The following is a 19,108-nucleotide window of genomic DNA, read 5'->3' on the forward strand; positions in this document are numbered from 1 at the left end:
AAAATCCCCGGCTTTTTGAGCCAGGGATGTGGATATAAGAAGATTTACTCTACGTTATCTGCGATGGGTATCGATGGAGTCAATGGTGAAGTCAATGCCGCCAGCGAACCGCCTGAAACGCCGATTTCATTGAGGAGAGAGTCAATAAGCGGTGCCTGTGTGCGGTAAGAAAGGGCGGCTGATAACGCCTGTTCTGCCAGATTACCCCCACCAACGCAGCCTGATGTCGCATCACCCGTAGCGCCTCCACGATTCAGTCCATCCACCTGAATTATTTTAATACCGTCGATAGACTTCATCGGTTCTACGGATTTCTCGATTACTGCAGGAAGAGACTGCAACAGCGCCAGCTTGAACTTAAGACTGGTTTGTTCGTCAGAAAGTACGTTGATAGCGTCGTTCAATGCACGTTGTGCTTCCGCTTCCGCCAGGCCTTTTTTACGTGTTGCCTCAGCTAACTCTACGATTGCTGCCGCCTGCATCTCTGCGGCTTCTTTTTCAGCTTTCGCGCGGACGGTCAGTTCGACCGCTTTGGTTTCCGCGTCTTGTGCTGCGGCAATCAGAGCAACCTGCTTGGCACGATCGGCTTCGGCGGTCTGACGGGTTGTTTCCACGTTTTGCTGGGCGCTTACCGCTTCTGCAAGTGCGAGGTTGGCACGCGCTTCCGCTTGTGACTGCTGTTCCGATTTGGCCGCAATAGCGATCGATTTCGTCTGGTTGGCGATTTCGGTGACCTGCTGCTGTTCGATTTCTTTAATGCGAACTTCGCGTTCGGCCTCAACTTTTCTTGAGCGCACGGCCTGTTCGCGGTCGATTTCTGTTTCCTGAATTTGCCGTTCAGCCAGAATACGCGTCTGCTCTGCTTCACGACGACGTTCAGCTTCAAAAGCCGCAATTTTCGCATTCTGCTCTGCGGTGCGGGTTTTAACCTGCTGCTCCTGCTCAAGTGTCATAAACGCTTCTTGCTGTTCAATTTCCAGCTTCCGCGACAGCGCATCACGGTTTTTCTCACGTACTGCGACTTCCACATCCTGTTCAACTTCGTTACGCTCGCGGCGACGGCGTTCTGTTTCCTGCGTCAGCTTGGTTAAACCTTCGGCGTCAAAGGCGTTGTTCGGATTAAAATGTTCTTTAGAGGTCTGGTTAAAGTTGGTAAGTGACACGCTTTCCAGTTCCAGACCGTTTTTCGACAAGTCTTCTGCAACGGTATTTTGCACCCCCTGAACGAAGTTTTCGCGTGTATCCTGTAACTCATGCATGGTCATTTGTGCTGCGGTGGCACGCAGAGCATCGACGAATTTATCTTCGACCAGCATCCGTAAATCTTCCGGCGATAAGGTTCGTTGCCCTAACGTCTGAGCGGCGGTGGCGATGCCTTCTACCGACGGTTTTACCCGCACGAAGAAAGCGACCACGACATCGACACGCATACGATCTTTCGTAATTAAACTATCAATCGTCGAGCGACTGACTTCCAGTTTCAATGTATTCATATTGATAGGGATTATTTCATGGAAGATCGGCATAACAATTGCGCCGCCACTCATAACCACTTTTTGTCCGCCTAATCCGGTACGGACAAATGCCTGCTCGGCAGATGCCCGACGATAAAGTCGCGCGAAAATAATACCAATAATAAATAGAACGCATACGGCAACAATCGCCATAAACATCCAGGAAGGCACTAAATTAACAATATCATCCATTACTAAATTTCCTTTTAATTAAATGTTTATAATATATTTGGCCAGGGGTTTTTTTCAGCTAAATACCGCGTTGAAGAAAGCCGGCAAATAATTAACACCTTGTCACCTTTATTAAAAAAATCACCTTCTTCAGGTTCCAGTAATAAATAGTGTGTTTGACCGAATTGATCGGTGAGTTTTCCTTCACAGGGGTGACCTGAAGTTGCCTGATGACCGGTAATTAATGCCATGCAGCCAATATATTCTTCTTCGGTAATAGCAGAGCTATGGTCACGTGGAACCCAGGGGGCAATTATCTTGCCGGTATAATGCACCATGATAATGGTGAGCAGTAAACTGACTGGAACAACGAACAGATTCGAGAGTGGGGCTTGCCAGAGCAAGATGCAGGTGTGCTGTAGCAAAACGCCAAGCAGTCCAAAGAAACCGGCTAACAGGCAGAGGACGACGAGGGCTGGCAGCCTTCCGATATTGAGATAATGAAACGCTTGACTAATATTACCTGTGGTTATGGAATCGTAATGATCAAGATGTGCATCAAGAGCGCCAGAGAGCATATGGCCACAGATAATGGCAATAATTTCCAACAGACCGATTAATAGTACAAAGGAAATAGCGAAAAGATAAGGTGCGTTATAGTCGGCAAATAAAATCATCAGTCACTCCATCGTCCATTCAGTGACGCATTGTTTATTATGGTATGGTTTCCTTGCTTACATTTGCTATGACTAATAATAACATATGTTAGTGAGTTCTTAAAAGGAGAAGTCCTTTAATGTTATTTTTTATTTTTAGAAAAAGTGTGATCCTAAACAATATATTTACGCACGTTATGTTTAAAGGCACTACACTGATTAGGGAATACTGAAATCAGAAAAAGCATATAGCCTTAAAAGGTATGCGATAACCGGAGGATGTGCTTATGGATCATAGTCTTAATTCTTTAAATAATTTCGATTTCCTGGCGCGTAGTTTTGCCAGAATGCATTCTGAAGGCCGCCCGGTCGATATTCTGGCCGTCACCGGTAATATGGATGAAGAACATCGGACCTGGTTTTGCGCCCGCTATGCCTGGTATTGCCAGCGGATGACACAGTCAAAAGAACTGGAATTAGAACATTGATATTACGGGCCATTTGGCCCGTTTTTGTGTTGCTTTATTCTGCTTTATCAACGGGTGGGATAGCTGGAGGAGACTGAACTTCTGCTACCGGGTTATTGCGCGCTTCCAATTCACTGATGCGCTGTTCCAGTAACGCCAGTTTCTCACGGGTCCGTAACAGAACCTGCGTCTGAACGTCGAATTCTTCACGGCTCACAAGATCGAGACGCGTCAGCTGCGCCTGGAGGGTTTGGCGGATTTTTTTCTCCACATCTTCCCCGAACTCCCTGATTCCTTTAGGCATTGATTCGTGAACCTGGCGAGCGATTTGCTCAATTTTTTTCGGGTCAATCATTGTAGTTTCCCTGTACTGATAGGTGTTAAGTGCCATTGTAGTGCGATAAGGGTAAGGCATAAACCAGAATTATGTGAACCTATGCGTTGCCGCCGCTAATCATTAGCGTTATAGTGAATCCGCTTATTCTCAGGGCGGGGCGAAATTCCCCACCGGCGGTAAATCAACGTATGAACATTGCTTATGAACATAGTTGAAAGCCCGCGAGCGCTTTGGGTGCAAACTCAAAGGACAGCAGATCCGGTGTAATTCCGGGGCCGACGGTTAAAGTCCGGATGGGAGAGAGTAACGATTCTGTCGGGCATGGACCCGCTCACGTTATTTTGGCTATAAGCCGCCACTCCTAAGACTGCCCTGATTCTGGTAACCATAATTTTAGTGAGGTTTTTTTACCATGAATCAGACGCTACTTTCCTCTTTTGGTACGCCTTTCGAACGTGTTGAAAATGCACTGGCTGCGCTGCGTGAAGGACGCGGTGTAATGGTGCTTGATGATGAAGACCGTGAAAACGAAGGCGATATGATCTTCCCGGCAGAAACGATGACCGTTGAGCAGATGGCGCTGACCATTCGCCACGGTAGCGGTATTGTTTGCCTGTGTATCACCGAAGATCGTCGTAAACAGCTTGATCTGCCGATGATGGTGGAAAATAACACCAGTGCCTATGGCACCGGTTTTACCGTGACCATTGAAGCTGCTGAAGGTGTGACTACCGGTGTTTCTGCCGCTGATCGTATTACAACCGTTCGTGCTGCTATTGCCGATGGCGCGAAACCGTCAGATCTGAATCGTCCGGGCCACGTTTTCCCACTTCGCGCGCAGGCAGGTGGTGTACTGACTCGCGGTGGTCATACTGAAGCGACTATTGATCTGATGACGCTGGCAGGCTTTAAACCGGCAGGTGTACTGTGTGAGTTGACGAATGATGATGGCACCATGGCGCGTGCGCCAGAGTGCATCGAGTTTGCGAATAAACACAATATGGCACTGGTTACCATCGAAGATTTGGTGGCTTATCGTCAGGCACATGAGCGTAAAGCCAGCTGAAAATCGCTGCTTAATTTACCGCGTTAATCAAGAAACCGAAGTTGTTGCTGGCTTCGGTTTTTATTTTGCCTTCATTATGCAATATGTTAATTCCGCTTCTCTTTCTATGAGAAAATTTCATTAATATCAGGCAACCTTTTTCATTATGATCAAAATCATATAATTGTTTCGTTATTATGCGACCATATGAATATATCCGAAAAAGGATATGTGAAATTTATGCGCCAAATGTTTAGTAATGTTAAATGTTAAGGGTAAAAAGGATGTTTATCGCCTGGTACTGGATTGTATTGATTGCGCTGGCTGTGGTGGGTTATTTCCTGCATCTGAAACGTTATTGTCGGGCGTTCCGCCAGGACAGAGACGCACTGCTGGAAGCGCGGAACAAATACTTAAACAGTGCGAGAGAAGAGGCAGCAGAAAAGCTGGAATAGGGCTTTTGTGATGTTTGCAGATGTTGTCCATGCGCCGGACAACATCTGAAGCCGTTTTTAACCAATTCCTGCCGTTTGTAGCAGTACTAAACTGAACCCCATCACTGACATTCCACATAGAACGCCATAGCTGGGGTTATTATTGGGATCAATTTCTTTAGCCAATGGCATTAACTCATCAACGGAAAGTGCGACCATAATACCTGCAACCGCCGCCATGATTGCTGCCATTACCACTGGAGAAATCATGCTACCGAGGATTAACCACGCCAGAACACCACCGAGAATCTCTGCCAGTCCAGAAATCCCTGCCCACAGAATTGCGGTGCGTTTAGACCCCGTTGCCGCGTAAACCGGGCCTGCAACCGCCAGACCTTCAGGAATATTATGCAACGCCACTGCCAGAGCGATACCAAAGCCCAGCTCCAGGTTACTGCTCGCTGTGACAAAGGTGGCAATCCCTTCCGGGAAGTTATGCAGGCTGATACCCAGAGTGAGCAGAATAGCAGTGCGCTTGATTGATTTTGGTAGCGGCTGCACTGATTTTTGCATTAAATCCTGCGGGTGAGCATGTGGCAACATGCGGTCCAGGCCAAAATAGCCCAGCAAACCAACGATAAACATACCGTAGCCCAGCACAGGCGACATCCCTTCGGCGGCTAATGCGGCAGGAAGCATCTCCATTAATGAGATGAGCAACATAATTCCCGCCGCAAATCCCAGCGAAAACGCCAGCAGTCGGTTTGAGGGTTTTTGTCCAAGAACGCCGAGAAACGCGCCAATAAACGTGGCTGCCCCCGCCAGTATGGTCAGAATGAGAGGTACTGACATCGACAACTCCTTATAATTCTTCAACTTCAGGTGGAGCTTCAAAATAACTGATGATGATCATCATGGTTATCTGGGTTCTTCGCCCACCGAACAAGCGTATTGTGAGGATATCAAAATGACACCTTCAATTAAGGATATCATCATGTCTTCAACGCGTATGCCAGCATTGTTTTTAGGTCACGGTAGCCCGATGAACGTGCTGGAAGATAATTTATATACCCAGGCCTGGCAGCGGCTAGGCGAGACATTGCCGCGCCCGAAAGCGATAGTCGCTATTTCTGCGCACTGGTTTACCCGTGGCACGGGAGTAACAGCAATGGAAACGCCACCGACAATTCATGACTTTGGCGGCTTTCCTCAGGCGTTATACGAAACGCATTATCCGGCTCCGGGTTCACCTGCTTTGGCACAGCGACTGGTCGAATTGCTGGCGCCAGTACCTGTTACCCTAGATAAAGAAGCCTGGGGTTTTGACCACGGTTCCTGGGGCGTGCTGATTAAGATGTATCCTGACGCTGACATCCCGCTGGTGCAGTTGAGTATCGATAGTACTAAACCCGCCGCCTGGCATTTCGAAATGGGACGTAAGCTGGCGGCGCTGCGCGATGAAGGGATAATGTTAGTTGCCAGTGGCAACGTGGTGCATAACCTGCGCACGGTGAAGTGGCATGGCGATAGTTCACCGTACCCGTGGGCGATGTCGTTCAATGAGTATGTGAAAGCGAATCTGACGTGGCAAGGGGCGGTTGAAGAGCATCCACTAGTGAACTACCTCGACCATGAAGGTGGGGCGTTATCGAACCCAACACCGGAACACTTTCTGCCACTGTTGTATGTGTTAGGTGCGTGGGATGGTCAGGAGCCGGTGACTGTTCCGGTTGATGGTATAGAGATGGGCAGTTTAAGCATGTTGTCGGTGCAGGTAGGCTAAAAGATGAGAAGAACCGAAGCCACATTGCTGGCTTCGGTTCTCGTTACCTTACTTTTGCAGCAGCTTGAGTCCCCATGCGCCGCTCATCACTAGCAGCAGTAATAAACAGAGACCAAAAGCCAACATACAGGCCTGTGCCATGTTCATAAAGTGCCACGGCGGTAGCAGATACCAGCCTTCAGATTGCTGATACATCTCTACAAACCACTGCTGCATACTACTCAGTGTGACGCCATCGGGAACGATTGGCGCGTCATAGCCACAATCTCCGGTCGGTTTGAACCAGTTTGGTGCCCACTGTGCAAGCGGCAGGTTAAAGGGGAAAGTGGGATCGGTAGAGCAACCCTGTACGCCAAACAGTGAATCGGGATCCGGGTTATGCACCGCATGGTGGATATCGTTCAGTTTGAGTGAAAACTTCAGTCCCATAATGCTGCCGTAAAATGCCATCACGCAGCCAATCAACTTAAGGACGATATTCTTCGGGTTGATCGCCGCAACCAATCCTCCAATAACCATTACAAACATGGCGTAGCGAATGTAAACGCATTGTTCGCATGGTGCCATGTAGAGATAGATTTGGAAGAACGAGTGCGCGAGGATAATCAGCGCGCCCATCGCAGCGGCCATTAACAACCACAAAAAGCGTTGTTCCTGCCATTTGACCAGCGTGTTCACCGGTGATGTGCGTAGGTCTTTCCACATTCCCTTAATACCCATAGCCTGTTTCCCTGTTATTTGCTTGCTAACTCGCGGATAAGGTCTGCCATCGCATCAATGGATTTAATACTCTTGGTGTAGATCAAGTACTTACCATTAACGACATAGGCCGGAACCCCCTGGATTTTGGCGACTTCATAAGAGGCTTTCCATTTTTCCAGTGTTTCTTGTACCGCTGGCTCTTTCAGTGCTGCTTCAAAATCCGCCTGGCTCATACCTGCGGCATCCAGACCGGTTTTGATAAAGGCAGCGGGATCTTTGCCGTCAGACCAGCGTTCTTTTTTGTCGTGATATGCCGCGTAGTAGGCAAACTTGGCCTTCTTAAACTGAGAGTTAGCATCAAATAAGGAAATGCCTGCTGCTTTATCTTTATTGATCAATACTGCAAATACTTCGCTTGCTTGTTTGCCGTATTCACCTTTGGTTTCCAGATGAAAAGGCGTGAAAGCAACGACATCTTTCACTTTTTCAGAGACAGGGCCAGTCACTGCTTTGTCATACTTGTAGCAGAACGGGCAGGCATAACTGAACACTTTAATCAGCGTTTTATCAGCATTCGGAATCGGTTTTTCCAGAACCATATAATCCGTGCCTTCGGTGAATGCAGATGCGGTAAATGAAACCGCCAGAGCTGCGGTCAGCAGTACACTTTTAAACAGTGATGAGATCCCTAATTTCGACATTTTTTATTCCCTTCTTAATTATTTAAACATCTGCTGTGGACGGACTAACAGCGCACGATAGTGAGTCTGGTTGGGTTTATCAGACAGCACGTCGATTTCCACTTTCACTTCTTTGGTTTTGTAATCTATTTCGTTCAACTTACCGACGGTTGGCTGCCCGACATCGAACAAATGAATAGAACCACCGAAGCCAAACATGGTGTTGCGGTCGGCTTGATATTCAATGATAGAGGTGATTGGGCTATAGAAATCGTAGCCACGTTCTTTACCGTATTCCCAAACTTGCTGAACGGTGCCTTTCTTCTCATCAATCTTATATTCCACAAAGCGGGAATATTTCATGGTTGGTAAGGCAGGTTGTTCCAGATGGCGACCGTCGCCATTATCAAAGATAGTGAGCGTACCTTTACTGGAAATCCAGGCGGTATGCTGGGTGTAGGTAAAGTCGAAGTCTGAGTTTTCACACAGACCGTTTTCGTTACACGTAATAGGTTTACCGTTAGCATCAACTGGTTTCAGCAGCTTGCTAGCCAGTGGTTTTTCCCAGCCTTTCGATGGCGCAAGGATCCATTTCACTTGCTTATCACGACCAATCTTCACTACGCCCTGATGACGAGAGGAGAGAATAATTGAGTCATCTTTTGCGTCATAAGCGATGGAATTAACGTGCGCCCAGTTACGGCCTGGCCCTACACCCAGAGCGTCGCCAAACGGTGTATCTGGTTCCAGTTTTGCCTGTTGTCCTGCATGGGCAAGGTCAACGTTAACGCAAACTGCACCTGCATCCAGCGCGCCGAGCAGTGCATCGCGTTTCGGATCGAGGATCTTCGTCAGATCCCATACATCGACAACGCGACCAGATTTATCGACTTCGAGGATATGGTCACGAATGGTGGTGACGTGTACGCCGTCATCGCGACGATAGTTACTCTTACCTACGCGCAACAGTACCGTGCCATTTGGCGTCTCAATGGATTCATGAGTGGCGTCAGCGAATCCGCGCGGCAGTTTATGATCTTCCAGCACCTGACCCATCATGTCGAACTCGTACCAGTGCTGACCCTGTACTGCGGTAAAGGTGCCGCGTGGCGTTTCGCGGATGCCCATCAGATAACCACGCTTGTTGATATCGCGGTCACGACCATCGTAGAAGGTGTCTTGATCCAGCCACCAGCGGTATTCACCTTCGGTATCGACGATAAAGGTGAATGGCGCGATATCAAAAGGCAGTGCGCCGGTTGCCGGACCCGCATCGAGGATCCCGGCATTTTTATCTTTCTCACCATGCCAGTGGAGGTCGGAACCTTGCGCAGTAAAGGTATGGGTATTAACCAGATAGAGGCGGTCTTCAAAACCTGGCGCGACTTTAACAACTTTGGTTTGCTGTAGGTCGGAGATGGAGCGGTTATCCATGTAATTATTGACGATGGCGGAAGTCTGCACCACGTAATCATCTTTCATGGCCTTACCGTTTTCTTTCCACTCAACGGTTACTTTGTTAGCAAATTTCTGGTAAAGACCAAAAATCGGTACACCATCGTAAGTTTTTAGTGACTCCTGACCCACGTGATAGCTGATTTCAACGCCTTTTTCGCCTTTCCCGTGGACGGTAACTTTGACGTCAGAAATGGCATGGCTATCTAAATCAACCACAGCAGTCAGAGGAGCATTACCGTAGGAATCAACGATGACTGCGCCGAGTTGCCCGGCAGGTGGTGCAGGTTTAAAACCTGCTGCCATCACCCCTGATGCTGACAAACCCAGAGTTATCGCCACAGCTCCGGCTACCAGAGTTTTTCTATATTTATCAAACATGGATATATCTCCTTATATAACGCAAATATATAATAATGATGAATATCGACTGTTGAGATGGTACTAATAAATTAATTTGACGAATGAAAGTGTATTTCTAATAGTTGTTATAAATGCTTTTTTACTTGATTTAGATTTTTGTATTTCTCTGTAACAAATATTTTCTTTTAGTCGATACTAGGGGGGCAATATATCAATAACAATATTCAATATTGTGTAGTGTGATCCCAGCGACATTGTTTTTTAATTATTAAATCTATTCTTGGTGCAATAAAAGTTATAAATAAACATATAAAACAACAAGTTACTATGTGGTTTTATTAGTTAATTTAATTACAATATCGCTTACATATGACGATCTAATATTAAATTAGGAATTAATGTTAAATAAAGATAATAGATGTAGTTGATTATATATAGGTGGGAGTGATGATTTGCGGATTATAATAAATTGCCCCAGTAAACGGGGCAATTTTGAACAGTATTATTCAACAAAAATATGCGGATAAAACCGTGACATGTCCTGGGTGATTAATGCTCGGTCTTCACGAATCCCAATTCCGGCAGGTTGATCGTTCACCAGCCAACTTCCAATCAGCATATAACTGTCGCCAAATTTCGGTAGTGGATGGAATTGCTGAACAATCATCCCTTCTTCGCCATACGGACCTTCCGCTGCTTCAATGGTTTTACCGTTCTCAATGATCGACACGTTTGCGCCTTCACGGGAGAAGATCGGTTTAACCACATATTTTTCCATTTGCGGATGATCATCTTCCGCAAAATAAGCGGGCAGCAGGTTCGGGTGATTCGGGAACATCTCCCACAGCAGCGGCAGAAGCGCCTTGTTGGAGATAATGCTCTTCCACGCCGGTTCCAGCCAACGCACGCCAGCATCTTCAAGTTTAGTGGAGAACATTTCGCGCAGCATAAATTCCCACGGATACAGTTTGAACAGGTTAGCGATGACCTGATCCTGCAAATCTGTGAACTGACCTTTTTCGCCTAAACCGATATCGTCGATGTACAGAAACTCGGTGGCGATTTCAGCTTCGGTCGCGCAGTCCTGCAAATACTGAATGGTGCCACGATCTTCCACTGTGTCGCGACAGCAGGTGAGATGCAGCAACTGAAAGCCGTACTGCTCACGCAACTCGACAAAACGGTCAATGAGCTTTTCTTGCAGACTGTTAAACTGGTCGCTGCCTTCCGGCAGGTTGCCCGCGTTAAGCTGATCTTCCAACCAGATCCACTGAAAGAACGCCGCCTCGTATAGTGACGTTGGCGTATCGGCGTTATTTTCCAGAAGTTTAGGTTCGCCAGTGCCATCCCACGCCAGATCAAGACGCGAATAAAGCGATGGCTGGTGCGTCAGCCATGACTGACGCACAAAACTCCAGGTGTGTTTTGGAATGCGGAATTTGGTCATCAGCTCGTCGCTGGCGATCACTTTTTCCACCACTTTCAGGCACATCTGGTGTAGTTCAGCGGTGACCTCTTCCAGCTTTTCAACCTGGGCGAGAGTCAATTTGTAGTAAGCATCTTCACACCAGTACGGCTCACCGTACATGGTATGGAAATTGAAACCGTACTCGTGAGCTTTCTCGCGCCAGTCCGGGCGCTCGGTAATACTGACTCTTTCCATCGGTATCAGCCGCCCATTGAACGAGAGGAAGTGCCGGTTGCGCTACGCTGCATGGTGCTTTGTTTGGCAACAGATTCACCAAAGCCGCCACGGGTAACGGTGGTGGTGGTGGCTGGTTTCGGCGCCATGGCTGTTTTCGGTACGGTCATGGTGCGGCCTGGCTGGGCTGCGCCATAGTTTTTACCGGTGGCATCAGTGTATTTGCCGTAAGCCGGGCTGGCCGGGTTTTTCGAAGAGAACAGCGGTTGTTGCGCAAAGCCCGCGCCGCCGCCCATCAGACGTCCCATCATGTAACCGGCCATCAGCGGCATCCAGAAGCTACCGCTGGATTGCTGAGCCTGCGCCTGGTTTTCTGGCGCCATGCCAGCCTGAGCAGGTGCCTGCTGGCATTGACCTTCGCCAAATTCAGCAACACAGTCTTCACGGGTGGCGTATTTCGGCGCAGTACGTTCCGCTTCTTTCAGCGCATTATTGTACGCAGTGGTGCATTCTGCACTTTTGCCTGGGTTTGCCGCTGAACAATCATCAGCATTTTGATACAGAGACACTGTTTCATCACTCTTTTCACAGCCTGCCAGCATAAAAACAGTGGCAACCGCGAGAGCAACAGGTGTCAGATGGCGTGCGCTCCAGTTTTTGCGGAACGATGCGTGGCGTATGGATTTTGTCCGTTTCATTTTTGTCTTCCGGGACCAGTGGTAAATACCCATCAGAATAGAGGATGGCTGGTCGAAATTGAAGCGAGAAGGGGGAAGAATGCGGCAGATAACCCGTATCTTTACGTTGCCTTACGTTCAGACGGGGCCGAAGCCCCGTCGTCGTCATCAGTTACGGAAAGGGTTATGACCGTTACTGGTGGTAGTGCGTGCGGATGTTTGCTGAACGACGGGTGCCGGGCTATCAGGCGCATAGCCATCAGCAATAGCATTCTGTTCTGGCGTTGGCGGCGCAACGTTTTCCGGATTAGTAGAAACCGGTTTGCTCAGCGCATTGTTTAGTGCCAGCAGATCCTGCTCGTTCAACGTGCCCAGAGCTGATTTAATATTCAACTGGTTAATCAGGTAGTTATAACGCGCATTTGCCAGTTCTTGTTTGGCGTTGTACAGCGTAGTGGTGGCGTCCAACACATCAACAATGGTACGCGTACCGACCGAGTAGCCCGCTTCCATCGCGTCTAATGAGCTTTGGGCGGAAACAACGGCTTGTTTGTAAGCGTTAATGCTACTGATAGATGCATTAATGTTGTTGAAAGAGGAACGCACGGTTTGCACGACGCTACGGTGTGCGCTTTCCAGTTGTTCGCTGGCACCGACAAAGTTGTACTGTGCCTGTTTCACCTGCGAGTTAACCATCCCGCCCTGATAAATCGGCAGCGAGAAGCTCAGACCCACTTTGTTCTGACCCATATTGCTGTCGTCATACTGGGCACTGTTCGCTCCACGGGTTTTCGAACCGCTATAAGAGGTGTCAGAAATCCCGGTAGAAGCCGTTAAATCCAGCGTCGGTAAGTGACCATCCTGCGCCTGGCGAATTTGCTCGCGCGCCAGATCCTGGCTCAAACGTGCCTGTAACAGCGACAGGTTGCGTTTTTCTGCTTCTTTCAGCAGCGCGTTAACCGGCTGTGGTTTGTCGGTTTTGAAGTTTTCGACATTCAGGGCCGCCAGTTCCGGATAGTAATTACCGGTGATCTGACGCAGTTGTTCAACGGCATTGTCGAGGTTGTTACGTGCGGTCACTTCGTTCGCCAGCACGGTATCGTACTGTGCGCGGGCGTTCTGCACGTCGGTGATCGCCACCAGACCCACGTTAAAACGTTGGGTGGTTTGATCTAACTGACGGTAGATCGCTTCTTTTTGCGCCTGGGTATAGGAAAGCACGTCAATAGCATTCAACACGTTGAAATAAGCGGTCGCAGTGTTGAGGATCAAGGTTTGTTGATCGGTCTGATAGGTGACGTCCTGAATACCGGCAGCCTTTTCCTGCAAGGTCAGCGCCCGCCATTTCGACATATCGAAAATGGACTGAGTCAACTGCAGGGATGCACTGGTTGCGTTAGAGTTGATGCCGTTCGCGTCGCGGTAGCCGTTGCTATAGGTGTAATCTGCACCTAAACCTAGCTGTGGCAGTAATGGACTGCGCGCTTCATTAATTTTTTCAAAGGCAGCATCACGATCGGCGGCAGACTTACGCAATTCCGGGTTACTAAGGCGTGCTTGCTGATAAACTTGCATCAGGTTCTCGGCCTGGCTCAACGTACTGAACCCAGAAAGGCTCAGGCCGATAAGAATGGGGAGCAATTTCTTCATTTGCATTCCTTGTGGTGAAGCAGTATTTAGCGCTGATCAAACTGTAAAATTATTGCGGATTCTAGCAGAAGCCGCTACCGCAAAAGGTTGGCGTTACGTGCCATAGGGCATTAATGTGCCTCAATTTAACACATGACTGCTCAAACGGCAGTCAAACGTCGCTGAAATTCACATTTAATTCACTATTAGTGCCAGGACATTAACCATGCTTAAGCCAGACAACCTGCCCGTTACATTTGGCAAAAACGATGTAGAAATTATTGCACGAGAAACACTTTATCGCGGCTTTTTTTCATTAGATCTTTATAGGTTTCGTCATCGTCTATTCAACGGGCAAATGAGTCATGAAGTCCGCAGAGAAATTTTTGAGCGCGGTCACGCCGCAGTCTTGCTACCCTTTGACCCAGTGCGTGATGAAGTCGTGTTGATTGAGCAGATACGGATTGCCGCGTATGACACCAGCGAAACGCCCTGGCTACTGGAAATGGTTGCCGGGATGATTGAAGAGGGGGAAAGTGTGGAAGATGTCGCCCGACGCGAAGCGATTGAAGAGGCGGGGCTGATAGTCAAACGAACCAAACCGGTGTTAAGTTTCCTGGCAAGCCCAGGCGGCACCAGTGAGCGTTCGTCAATTATGGTGGGCGAAGTGGACGCCACGACCGCAAGCGGTATTCACGGTCTGGCTGATGAAAACGAAGATATTCGCGTTCATGTGGTAAGCCGGGAACAGGCCTACCAGTGGGTAGAAGAGGGGAAAATCGACAACGCAGCGTCAGTCATCGCTTTGCAATGGCTGCAACTGCATCATCAAGCGTTAAAAAATGAGTGGGCATAAATGAAGCGTTACACACCTGACTTTCCTGAAATGATGCGCCTGTGCGAGATGAACTTTTCACAATTGCGCCGTTTGTTACCGCGCAATGATGCACCCGGCGAAACTATAAGCTATCAGGTGGCAAACGCACATTATCGGCTAACGATAGTGGAATCGACCCGATACACTACCCTGGTGACAATAGAACAGACTGCGCCTGCGATCAGTTACTGGAGCCTTCCGTCAATGACGGTGCGTCTGTATCATGACGCGATGGTGGCTGAAGTGTGTTCAAGCCAGCAGATTTTTCGCTTCAAAGCGCGGTATGATTATCCTAATAAAAAGTTGCATCAACGCGACGAAAAGCATCAAATTAATCAGTTTTTAGCGGATTGGTTGCGATACTGTTTAGCACATGGAGCGATGGCGATTCCGGTTTATTAGCGTCGTGAAACCTAAGGACACCATTTGGAAAGCCTGTTAACCCTTCCTCTGGCTGGTGAGGCCAGAGTCAGGATTTTACAAATTACCGACACTCACCTGTTTGCACAAAAGCACGAAGCCCTGTTGGGGGTAAACACCTGGGAGAGCTACCAGGCTGTGCTGGAGGCGATTCGTCCACACCAGCACGAATTCGACCTGATTGTCGCGACAGGTGATTTAGCGCAGGATCAAACTGCTGCGGCCTATCTGCACTTTGCGGAAGGCATCGCAAGCTTTCGTGCGCCCTGCGTCTGGCTGCCGGGAAACCATGATTTCCAGCCCGCGATGTACAGCGCGTTACAGGATGCGGGTATCTCCCCGGCGAAGCGGGTGTTTATTGGTGAGCAATGGCAAATCCTGTTGCTGGATAGCCAGGTGTTTGGCGTACCGCACGGCGAATTGAGCGAGTTTCAGCTTGATTGGCTGGAGCGTAAGCTGTCTGATGCGCCAGAGCGCCATACGTTGCTGCTACTGCACCATCATCCGCTGCCTGCAGGCTGTAGCTGGCTCGACCAACACAGTCTGCGTAACGCAGGTGAACTGGATAATGTGCTGGCGAAGTTTCCGCACGTCAAATATCTGCTGTGTGGTCATATTCATCAGGAACTCGATCTCGACTGGAACGGGCGCCGCCTGATGGCAACGCCGTCGACCTGTGTACAATTTAAACCACACTGTTCCAACTTCACGCTGGACACCATTGCTCCCGGCTGGCGTACGCTGGAGTTACATGCTGATGGCACGCTGACTACCGAAGTGCACCGCCTTGCGGACACGCGTTTCCAACCTGATACCGCTTCAGAAGGTTACTGATGTCTACGCTTCTTTATTTACACGGTTTCAACAGCTCGCCGCGTTCTGCAAAAGCGAGCTTGTTGAAAAACTGGCTGGCGGAACATCACCCTGACGTTGAGATGATTATTCCGCAGTTGCCGCCGTATCCTTCCGATGCGGCAGAACTGCTGGAATCCATTGTCCTGGAACATGGCGGCGATTCGCTGGGTATCGTCGGTTCATCACTGGGGGGTTACTACGCCACCTGGTTGTCGCAATGTTTTATGCTGCCCGCAGTGGTGGTAAACCCGGCGGTGCGCCCGTTTGAATTGCTAACAGACTATCTCGGTCAGAACGAGAACCCCTACACCGGGCAGCAATATGTGCTAGAGTCACGCCATATTTACGATCTCAAAGTCATGCAGATTGACCCGCTGGAAGCGCCGGATCTTATCTGGCTGCTGCAACAGACGGGAGATGAAGTGCTGGATTACCGCCAGGCGGTGGCGTACTACGCTTCCTGCCGCCAGACTGTAATAGAAGGCGGCAACCACGCATTCACGGGCTTCGAAGATTATTTCAACCCGATCGTCGATTTTCTTGGTCTGCACCATCTCTGACGATCAACTCGAATTGCTAACTTAAACCATGACGCAAACTTATAACGCTGATGCCATTGAGGTACTCACCGGGCTTGAGCCGGTTCGCCGCCGTCCGGGGATGTATACCGATACCACTCGCCCTAACCATTTGGGGCAAGAAGTTATTGATAACAGTGTCGATGAAGCACTGGCGGGTCACGCAAAACGCGTGGATGTAATTTTACATGCTGACCAGTCGTTAGAAGTGATTGACGATGGGCGCGGGATGCCGGTGGATATTCACCCGGAAGAGGGTGTACCGGCGGTTGAACTGATTCTTTGCCGTCTGCACGCAGGCGGTAAATTCTCTAACAAAAATTACCAGTTCTCTGGCGGCCTGCATGGCGTGGGGATTTCGGTGGTTAACGCCTTGTCGAAGCGCGTAGAAGTCAACGTGCGCCGCGATGGCCAGATTTATAACATCGCGTTTGAAAATGGCGAAAAGGTACAGGATTTGCAGGTCGTCGGCACTTGCGGTAAACGCAATACCGGCACCAGCGTGCACTTCTGGCCGGATGAAACCTTCTTTGACAGCCCGCGCTTTTCTGTTTCCCGGCTTACACATGTACTGAAAGCCAAAGCAGTACTGTGCCCCGGCGTTGAGATCACCTTTAAAGATGAGATCAACAACACTGAGCAACGCTGGTGCTATCAGGACGGTCTGAACGATTACCTGGCGGAAGCGGTAAACGGTTTACCGACACTGCCGGAAAAACCGTTTATCGGTAATTTCGCTGGCGATACTGAAGCGGTTGACTGGGCGCTACTGTGGCTACCGGAAGGCGGTGAACTGCTGACCGAAAGCTACGTCAACCTGATCCCAACGATGCAGGGCGGTACGCACGTTAACGGTCTGCGTCAGGGCTTGCTGGATGCGATGCGTGAGTTTTGCGAATACCGCAACATTCTGCCGCGCGGCGTGAAACTGTCGGCGGAAGATATCTGGGATCGCTGCGCATATGTGTTGTCAGTAAAAATGCAGGATCCGCAGTTTGCCGGGCAGACCAAAGAGCGTCTCTCTTCGCGTCAATGTGCGGCATTCGTTTCTGGCGTGGTTAAAGATGCCTTCACCCTGTGGCTGAACCAGAACGTCCAGGCGGCGGAACTACTTGCTGAGATGGCGATTTCCAGCGCCCAGCGTCGTATGCGTGCCGCCAAAAAAGTGGTACGTAAAAAGCTGACCAGCGGCCCGGCGCTGCCTGGCAAACTGGCTGACTGCACCGCGCAGGATCTTAACCGTACCGAACTGTTCCTCGTGGAAGGGGACTCTGCAGGCGGATCTGCCAAGCAGGCGCGCGATCGTGAATATCAGGCGATCATGCCGTTGAAAGGTAAGATCCTTAACACCTGGGAAGTCTCTTCCGATGAAGTACTGGCCTCGCAGGAAGTGCACGATATTTCGGTTGCGATCGGTATTGATCCTGACAGCGATGATCTTAGCCAGCTACGTTACGGCAAGATCTGTATCCTCGCGGATGCGGACTCCGATGGCCTGCACATTGCCACGCTGCTCTGCGCGCTGTTTGTAAAACACTTCCGCACGCTAGTGAAACATGGTCACGTTTACGTTGCTCTGCCACCGCTCTACCGTATTGATCTGGGTAAAGAGGTCTATTACGCGCTGACAGAAGAAGAGAAAGAGGGCGTACTTGAGCAATTAAAACGCAAGAAAGGCAAGCCGAACGTTCAGCGTTTTAAAGGGCTGGGGGAAATGAACCCTATGCAATTGCGCGAAACTACGCTTGATCCGAATACTCGCCGTCTGGTGCAGTTAACCATTGATGATGAAGACGATCAGCGTACTGACGCGATGATGGACATGCTGCTGGCGAAGAAACGCTCGGAAGACCGCCGTAACTGGTTGCAAGAGAAAGGCGATATGGCGGAGATTGAGGTCTGATAATCCTCCCGTCAGGAGAATAAAACATAGCCCGGTATACAATCGTATACCGGGCTTTTTTATCAAAACTCCATTTTCACCGTGAATTGCACTTCACGAGGATCGCCAATCTGGTTGCCCAGATTATTTGTGGCGATGGAAGAGGTGTAATACGTTTTATCAAACAGGTTTTTGACGTTTAATTGTAGAGTGACCGGATACTGCAATTTCATTTTGTATGCGGCGAAGGCATCGGCAACGAAATAGCCTGGCAGATAATAGTCAGCCCCATTGGTTGCCGAACGACGGCTTACGCCATGTCTGCCACCGCCAAACGTCAGTGTGTTATTGCCTGGCATGTTGTGAATGTCATAGGTCAGGAATAGCGAACCGGTATGACGAGGAACATTCGGCAATGGTTTTCCTGCATAATCAGGATCATCCAGAACCTTAGCATCGGTATAGCCGTAGCTGGCAATTATATTAATATTTTCAGTTAATGCTCCCGCAAGGTCGACCTCTACCCCTCTTGAACGAACTCGGCCTGCCGTTTTGGCGATGGTTTCGTCACCAATACTTTCGGTATACAAGACGTTACGTTTATGGATATCAAACAGCGCAATATCTGCGGTTATACCATCGAACAGCTCGAATTTTGCCCCGACTTCGTAAGCATTAGATGATTCCGGTGGAAGATCGCCAATGTAGCTGGCAATTGACGATTGCGGCATAAATGTTTGCGAATAATTAGCAAATAAGGATACCGATGGCGTCAGTTTGTAGACCAACCCCAGTTTGGGAGTCCATTGTTCATCGCGACTGTCAGTATTGACATTAAAAGGGCGGCCTTTACCCGCATACTGTGGCTTTGTTGAATAAATCAGATTTCGGGTAAGTCTCCCCCGTAGCGGGTTGTGTTTTCAGGCAATACGCACGCTTTC

The 19,108-nt window shown here is 49.2% G+C and carries 19 protein-coding genes, 1 pseudogene and 1 riboswitch; of the genes and pseudogenes, 9 read left to right on the forward strand and 11 right to left on the reverse strand.

Annotated elements, in window-relative coordinates; translation table 11 throughout:
* Nucleotides 1-44 precede the first annotated feature (44 nt).
* Together FC814_RS12510 and FC814_RS12515 are read right to left on the reverse strand one after the other, a co-directional pair.
* On the reverse strand, nucleotides 45-1,706 hold the full coding sequence (locus FC814_RS12510; protein ID WP_000341010.1) for a flotillin family protein: 1,662 nt from the start codon (nucleotides 1,704-1,706) through the stop codon (nucleotides 45-47).
* 26 nt (nucleotides 1,707-1,732) lie between these two features.
* A complete protein-coding gene (locus FC814_RS12515; protein ID WP_000599919.1) occupies nucleotides 1,733-2,362 on the reverse strand; it encodes an OB-fold-containig protein in 630 nt (209 codons plus the stop codon).
* A 266-nt stretch (nucleotides 2,363-2,628) separates the two neighbouring features.
* Here FC814_RS12515 and glgS point away from each other — a divergent pair, with 266 nt between their 5' ends.
* Nucleotides 2,629-2,829, forward strand: a complete 201-nt coding sequence (gene glgS / locus FC814_RS12520; protein WP_010348753.1) for a cell surface composition regulator GlgS — start codon at nucleotides 2,629-2,631, stop codon at nucleotides 2,827-2,829.
* A gap of 34 nt (nucleotides 2,830-2,863) precedes the next feature.
* Here glgS and ubiK read toward each other — a convergent pair whose 3' ends face one another.
* Nucleotides 2,864-3,163, reverse strand: coding sequence for a ubiquinone biosynthesis accessory factor UbiK (gene ubiK / locus FC814_RS12525; protein WP_010347865.1), 300 nt, complete (start codon nucleotides 3,161-3,163; stop codon nucleotides 2,864-2,866).
* Nucleotides 3,164-3,284: 121 nt separating this feature from the next.
* Nucleotides 3,285-3,454: riboswitch (FMN riboswitch) on the forward strand.
* Nucleotides 3,455-3,557: 103 nt separating this feature from the next.
* Here ubiK and ribB point away from each other — a divergent pair.
* Complete coding sequence (ribB, locus tag FC814_RS12530; protein ID WP_001076997.1) at nucleotides 3,558-4,211, forward strand: 3,4-dihydroxy-2-butanone-4-phosphate synthase; 654 nt, start codon at nucleotides 3,558-3,560, stop codon at nucleotides 4,209-4,211.
* Nucleotides 4,212-4,474: 263 nt separating this feature from the next.
* Nucleotides 4,475-4,645, forward strand: a complete 171-nt coding sequence (yqiD, locus tag FC814_RS22850) for a protein YqiD (RefSeq protein ID WP_000469260.1) — start codon at nucleotides 4,475-4,477, stop codon at nucleotides 4,643-4,645.
* A gap of 57 nt (nucleotides 4,646-4,702) precedes the next feature.
* Here the strand turns inward: yqiD and zupT are convergent, their stop codons facing one another.
* Entirely contained in the window at nucleotides 4,703-5,476 is a 774-nt protein-coding gene (gene zupT, locus FC814_RS12535; protein ID WP_000115866.1) for a zinc transporter ZupT, read from the reverse strand.
* Nucleotides 5,477-5,618: 142 nt separating this feature from the next.
* Between zupT and ygiD the strand changes: the two genes are divergently transcribed.
* The gene (ygiD, locus tag FC814_RS12540) at nucleotides 5,619-6,407 is read left to right on the forward strand and encodes a 4,5-DOPA dioxygenase extradiol (protein ID WP_010347856.1); all 789 of its coding nucleotides are present in this window, start codon (nucleotides 5,619-5,621) and stop codon (nucleotides 6,405-6,407) included.
* A 48-nt stretch (nucleotides 6,408-6,455) separates the two neighbouring features.
* Here the strand turns inward: ygiD and dsbI are convergent, their stop codons facing one another.
* From dsbI to tolC, 6 genes are all read right to left on the reverse strand, one after another.
* Nucleotides 6,456-7,127, reverse strand: a complete 672-nt coding sequence (dsbI, locus tag FC814_RS12545) for a protein-disulfide oxidoreductase DsbI (protein WP_000511509.1) — start codon at nucleotides 7,125-7,127, stop codon at nucleotides 6,456-6,458.
* 14 nt (nucleotides 7,128-7,141) lie between these two features.
* On the reverse strand, nucleotides 7,142-7,810 hold the full coding sequence (locus FC814_RS12550; protein ID WP_000040018.1) for a thiol:disulfide interchange protein DsbA/DsbL: 669 nt from the start codon (nucleotides 7,808-7,810) through the stop codon (nucleotides 7,142-7,144).
* A gap of 18 nt (nucleotides 7,811-7,828) precedes the next feature.
* Nucleotides 7,829-9,625 carry an aryl-sulfate sulfotransferase gene (locus tag FC814_RS12555; RefSeq protein WP_137326011.1) on the reverse strand — a complete coding sequence of 599 codons (1,797 nt, stop codon included), beginning with the start codon at nucleotides 9,623-9,625 and terminating at the stop codon, nucleotides 7,829-7,831.
* Between the two features lie 484 nt (nucleotides 9,626-10,109).
* The gene (locus tag FC814_RS12560; RefSeq protein WP_000442852.1) at nucleotides 10,110-11,270 is read right to left on the reverse strand and encodes a glutathionylspermidine synthase family protein; all 1,161 of its coding nucleotides are present in this window, start codon (nucleotides 11,268-11,270) and stop codon (nucleotides 10,110-10,112) included.
* Between the two features lie 5 nt (nucleotides 11,271-11,275).
* Entirely contained in the window at nucleotides 11,276-11,947 is a 672-nt protein-coding gene (locus FC814_RS12565) for a DUF1190 family protein (protein WP_000831543.1), read from the reverse strand.
* A 147-nt stretch (nucleotides 11,948-12,094) separates the two neighbouring features.
* Entirely contained in the window at nucleotides 12,095-13,576 is a 1,482-nt protein-coding gene (gene tolC / locus FC814_RS12570) for an outer membrane channel protein TolC (RefSeq protein ID WP_000735301.1), read from the reverse strand.
* 205 nt (nucleotides 13,577-13,781) lie between these two features.
* Between tolC and nudF the strand changes: the two genes are divergently transcribed.
* Genes nudF through parE form a run of 5 tightly spaced genes read left to right on the forward strand, consistent with a single transcriptional unit; the run spans nucleotide 13,782 to nucleotide 18,188 of the window.
* Nucleotides 13,782-14,411: an ADP-ribose diphosphatase gene (gene nudF / locus FC814_RS12575; RefSeq protein WP_000917117.1), complete on the forward strand. Its 630-nt coding sequence runs from the start codon at nucleotides 13,782-13,784 to the stop codon at nucleotides 14,409-14,411.
* Nucleotides 14,412-14,834 carry a DUF1249 family protein gene (locus FC814_RS12580; RefSeq protein ID WP_000833387.1) on the forward strand — a complete coding sequence of 141 codons (423 nt, stop codon included), beginning with the start codon at nucleotides 14,412-14,414 and terminating at the stop codon, nucleotides 14,832-14,834.
* A 24-nt stretch (nucleotides 14,835-14,858) separates the two neighbouring features.
* Nucleotides 14,859-15,686, forward strand: coding sequence for a 3',5'-cyclic-AMP phosphodiesterase (gene cpdA, locus FC814_RS12585; protein ID WP_000444758.1), 828 nt, complete (start codon nucleotides 14,859-14,861; stop codon nucleotides 15,684-15,686).
* Complete coding sequence (yqiA, locus tag FC814_RS12590) at nucleotides 15,686-16,267, forward strand: esterase YqiA (RefSeq protein ID WP_000105733.1); 582 nt, start codon at nucleotides 15,686-15,688, stop codon at nucleotides 16,265-16,267. The genes cpdA and yqiA overlap by 1 nt, the downstream gene beginning before the upstream one ends.
* A 28-nt stretch (nucleotides 16,268-16,295) precedes the next feature.
* A complete protein-coding gene (parE, locus tag FC814_RS12595; protein ID WP_000195277.1) occupies nucleotides 16,296-18,188 on the forward strand; it encodes a DNA topoisomerase IV subunit B in 1,893 nt (630 codons plus the stop codon).
* 62 nt (nucleotides 18,189-18,250) lie between these two features.
* On the opposite strand, the pseudogene FC814_RS12600 reads toward parE, so the two are convergent.
* Nucleotides 18,251-19,030: pseudogene (locus tag FC814_RS12600) on the reverse strand (TonB-dependent siderophore receptor); the annotation flags it as partial.
* Nucleotides 19,031-19,108 lie beyond the last annotated feature (78 nt).

This window comes from Escherichia sp. MR, from assembly GCF_005280595.1.
Classification (GTDB): Bacteria; Pseudomonadota; Gammaproteobacteria; order Enterobacterales; family Enterobacteriaceae; genus Escherichia; species Escherichia ruysiae.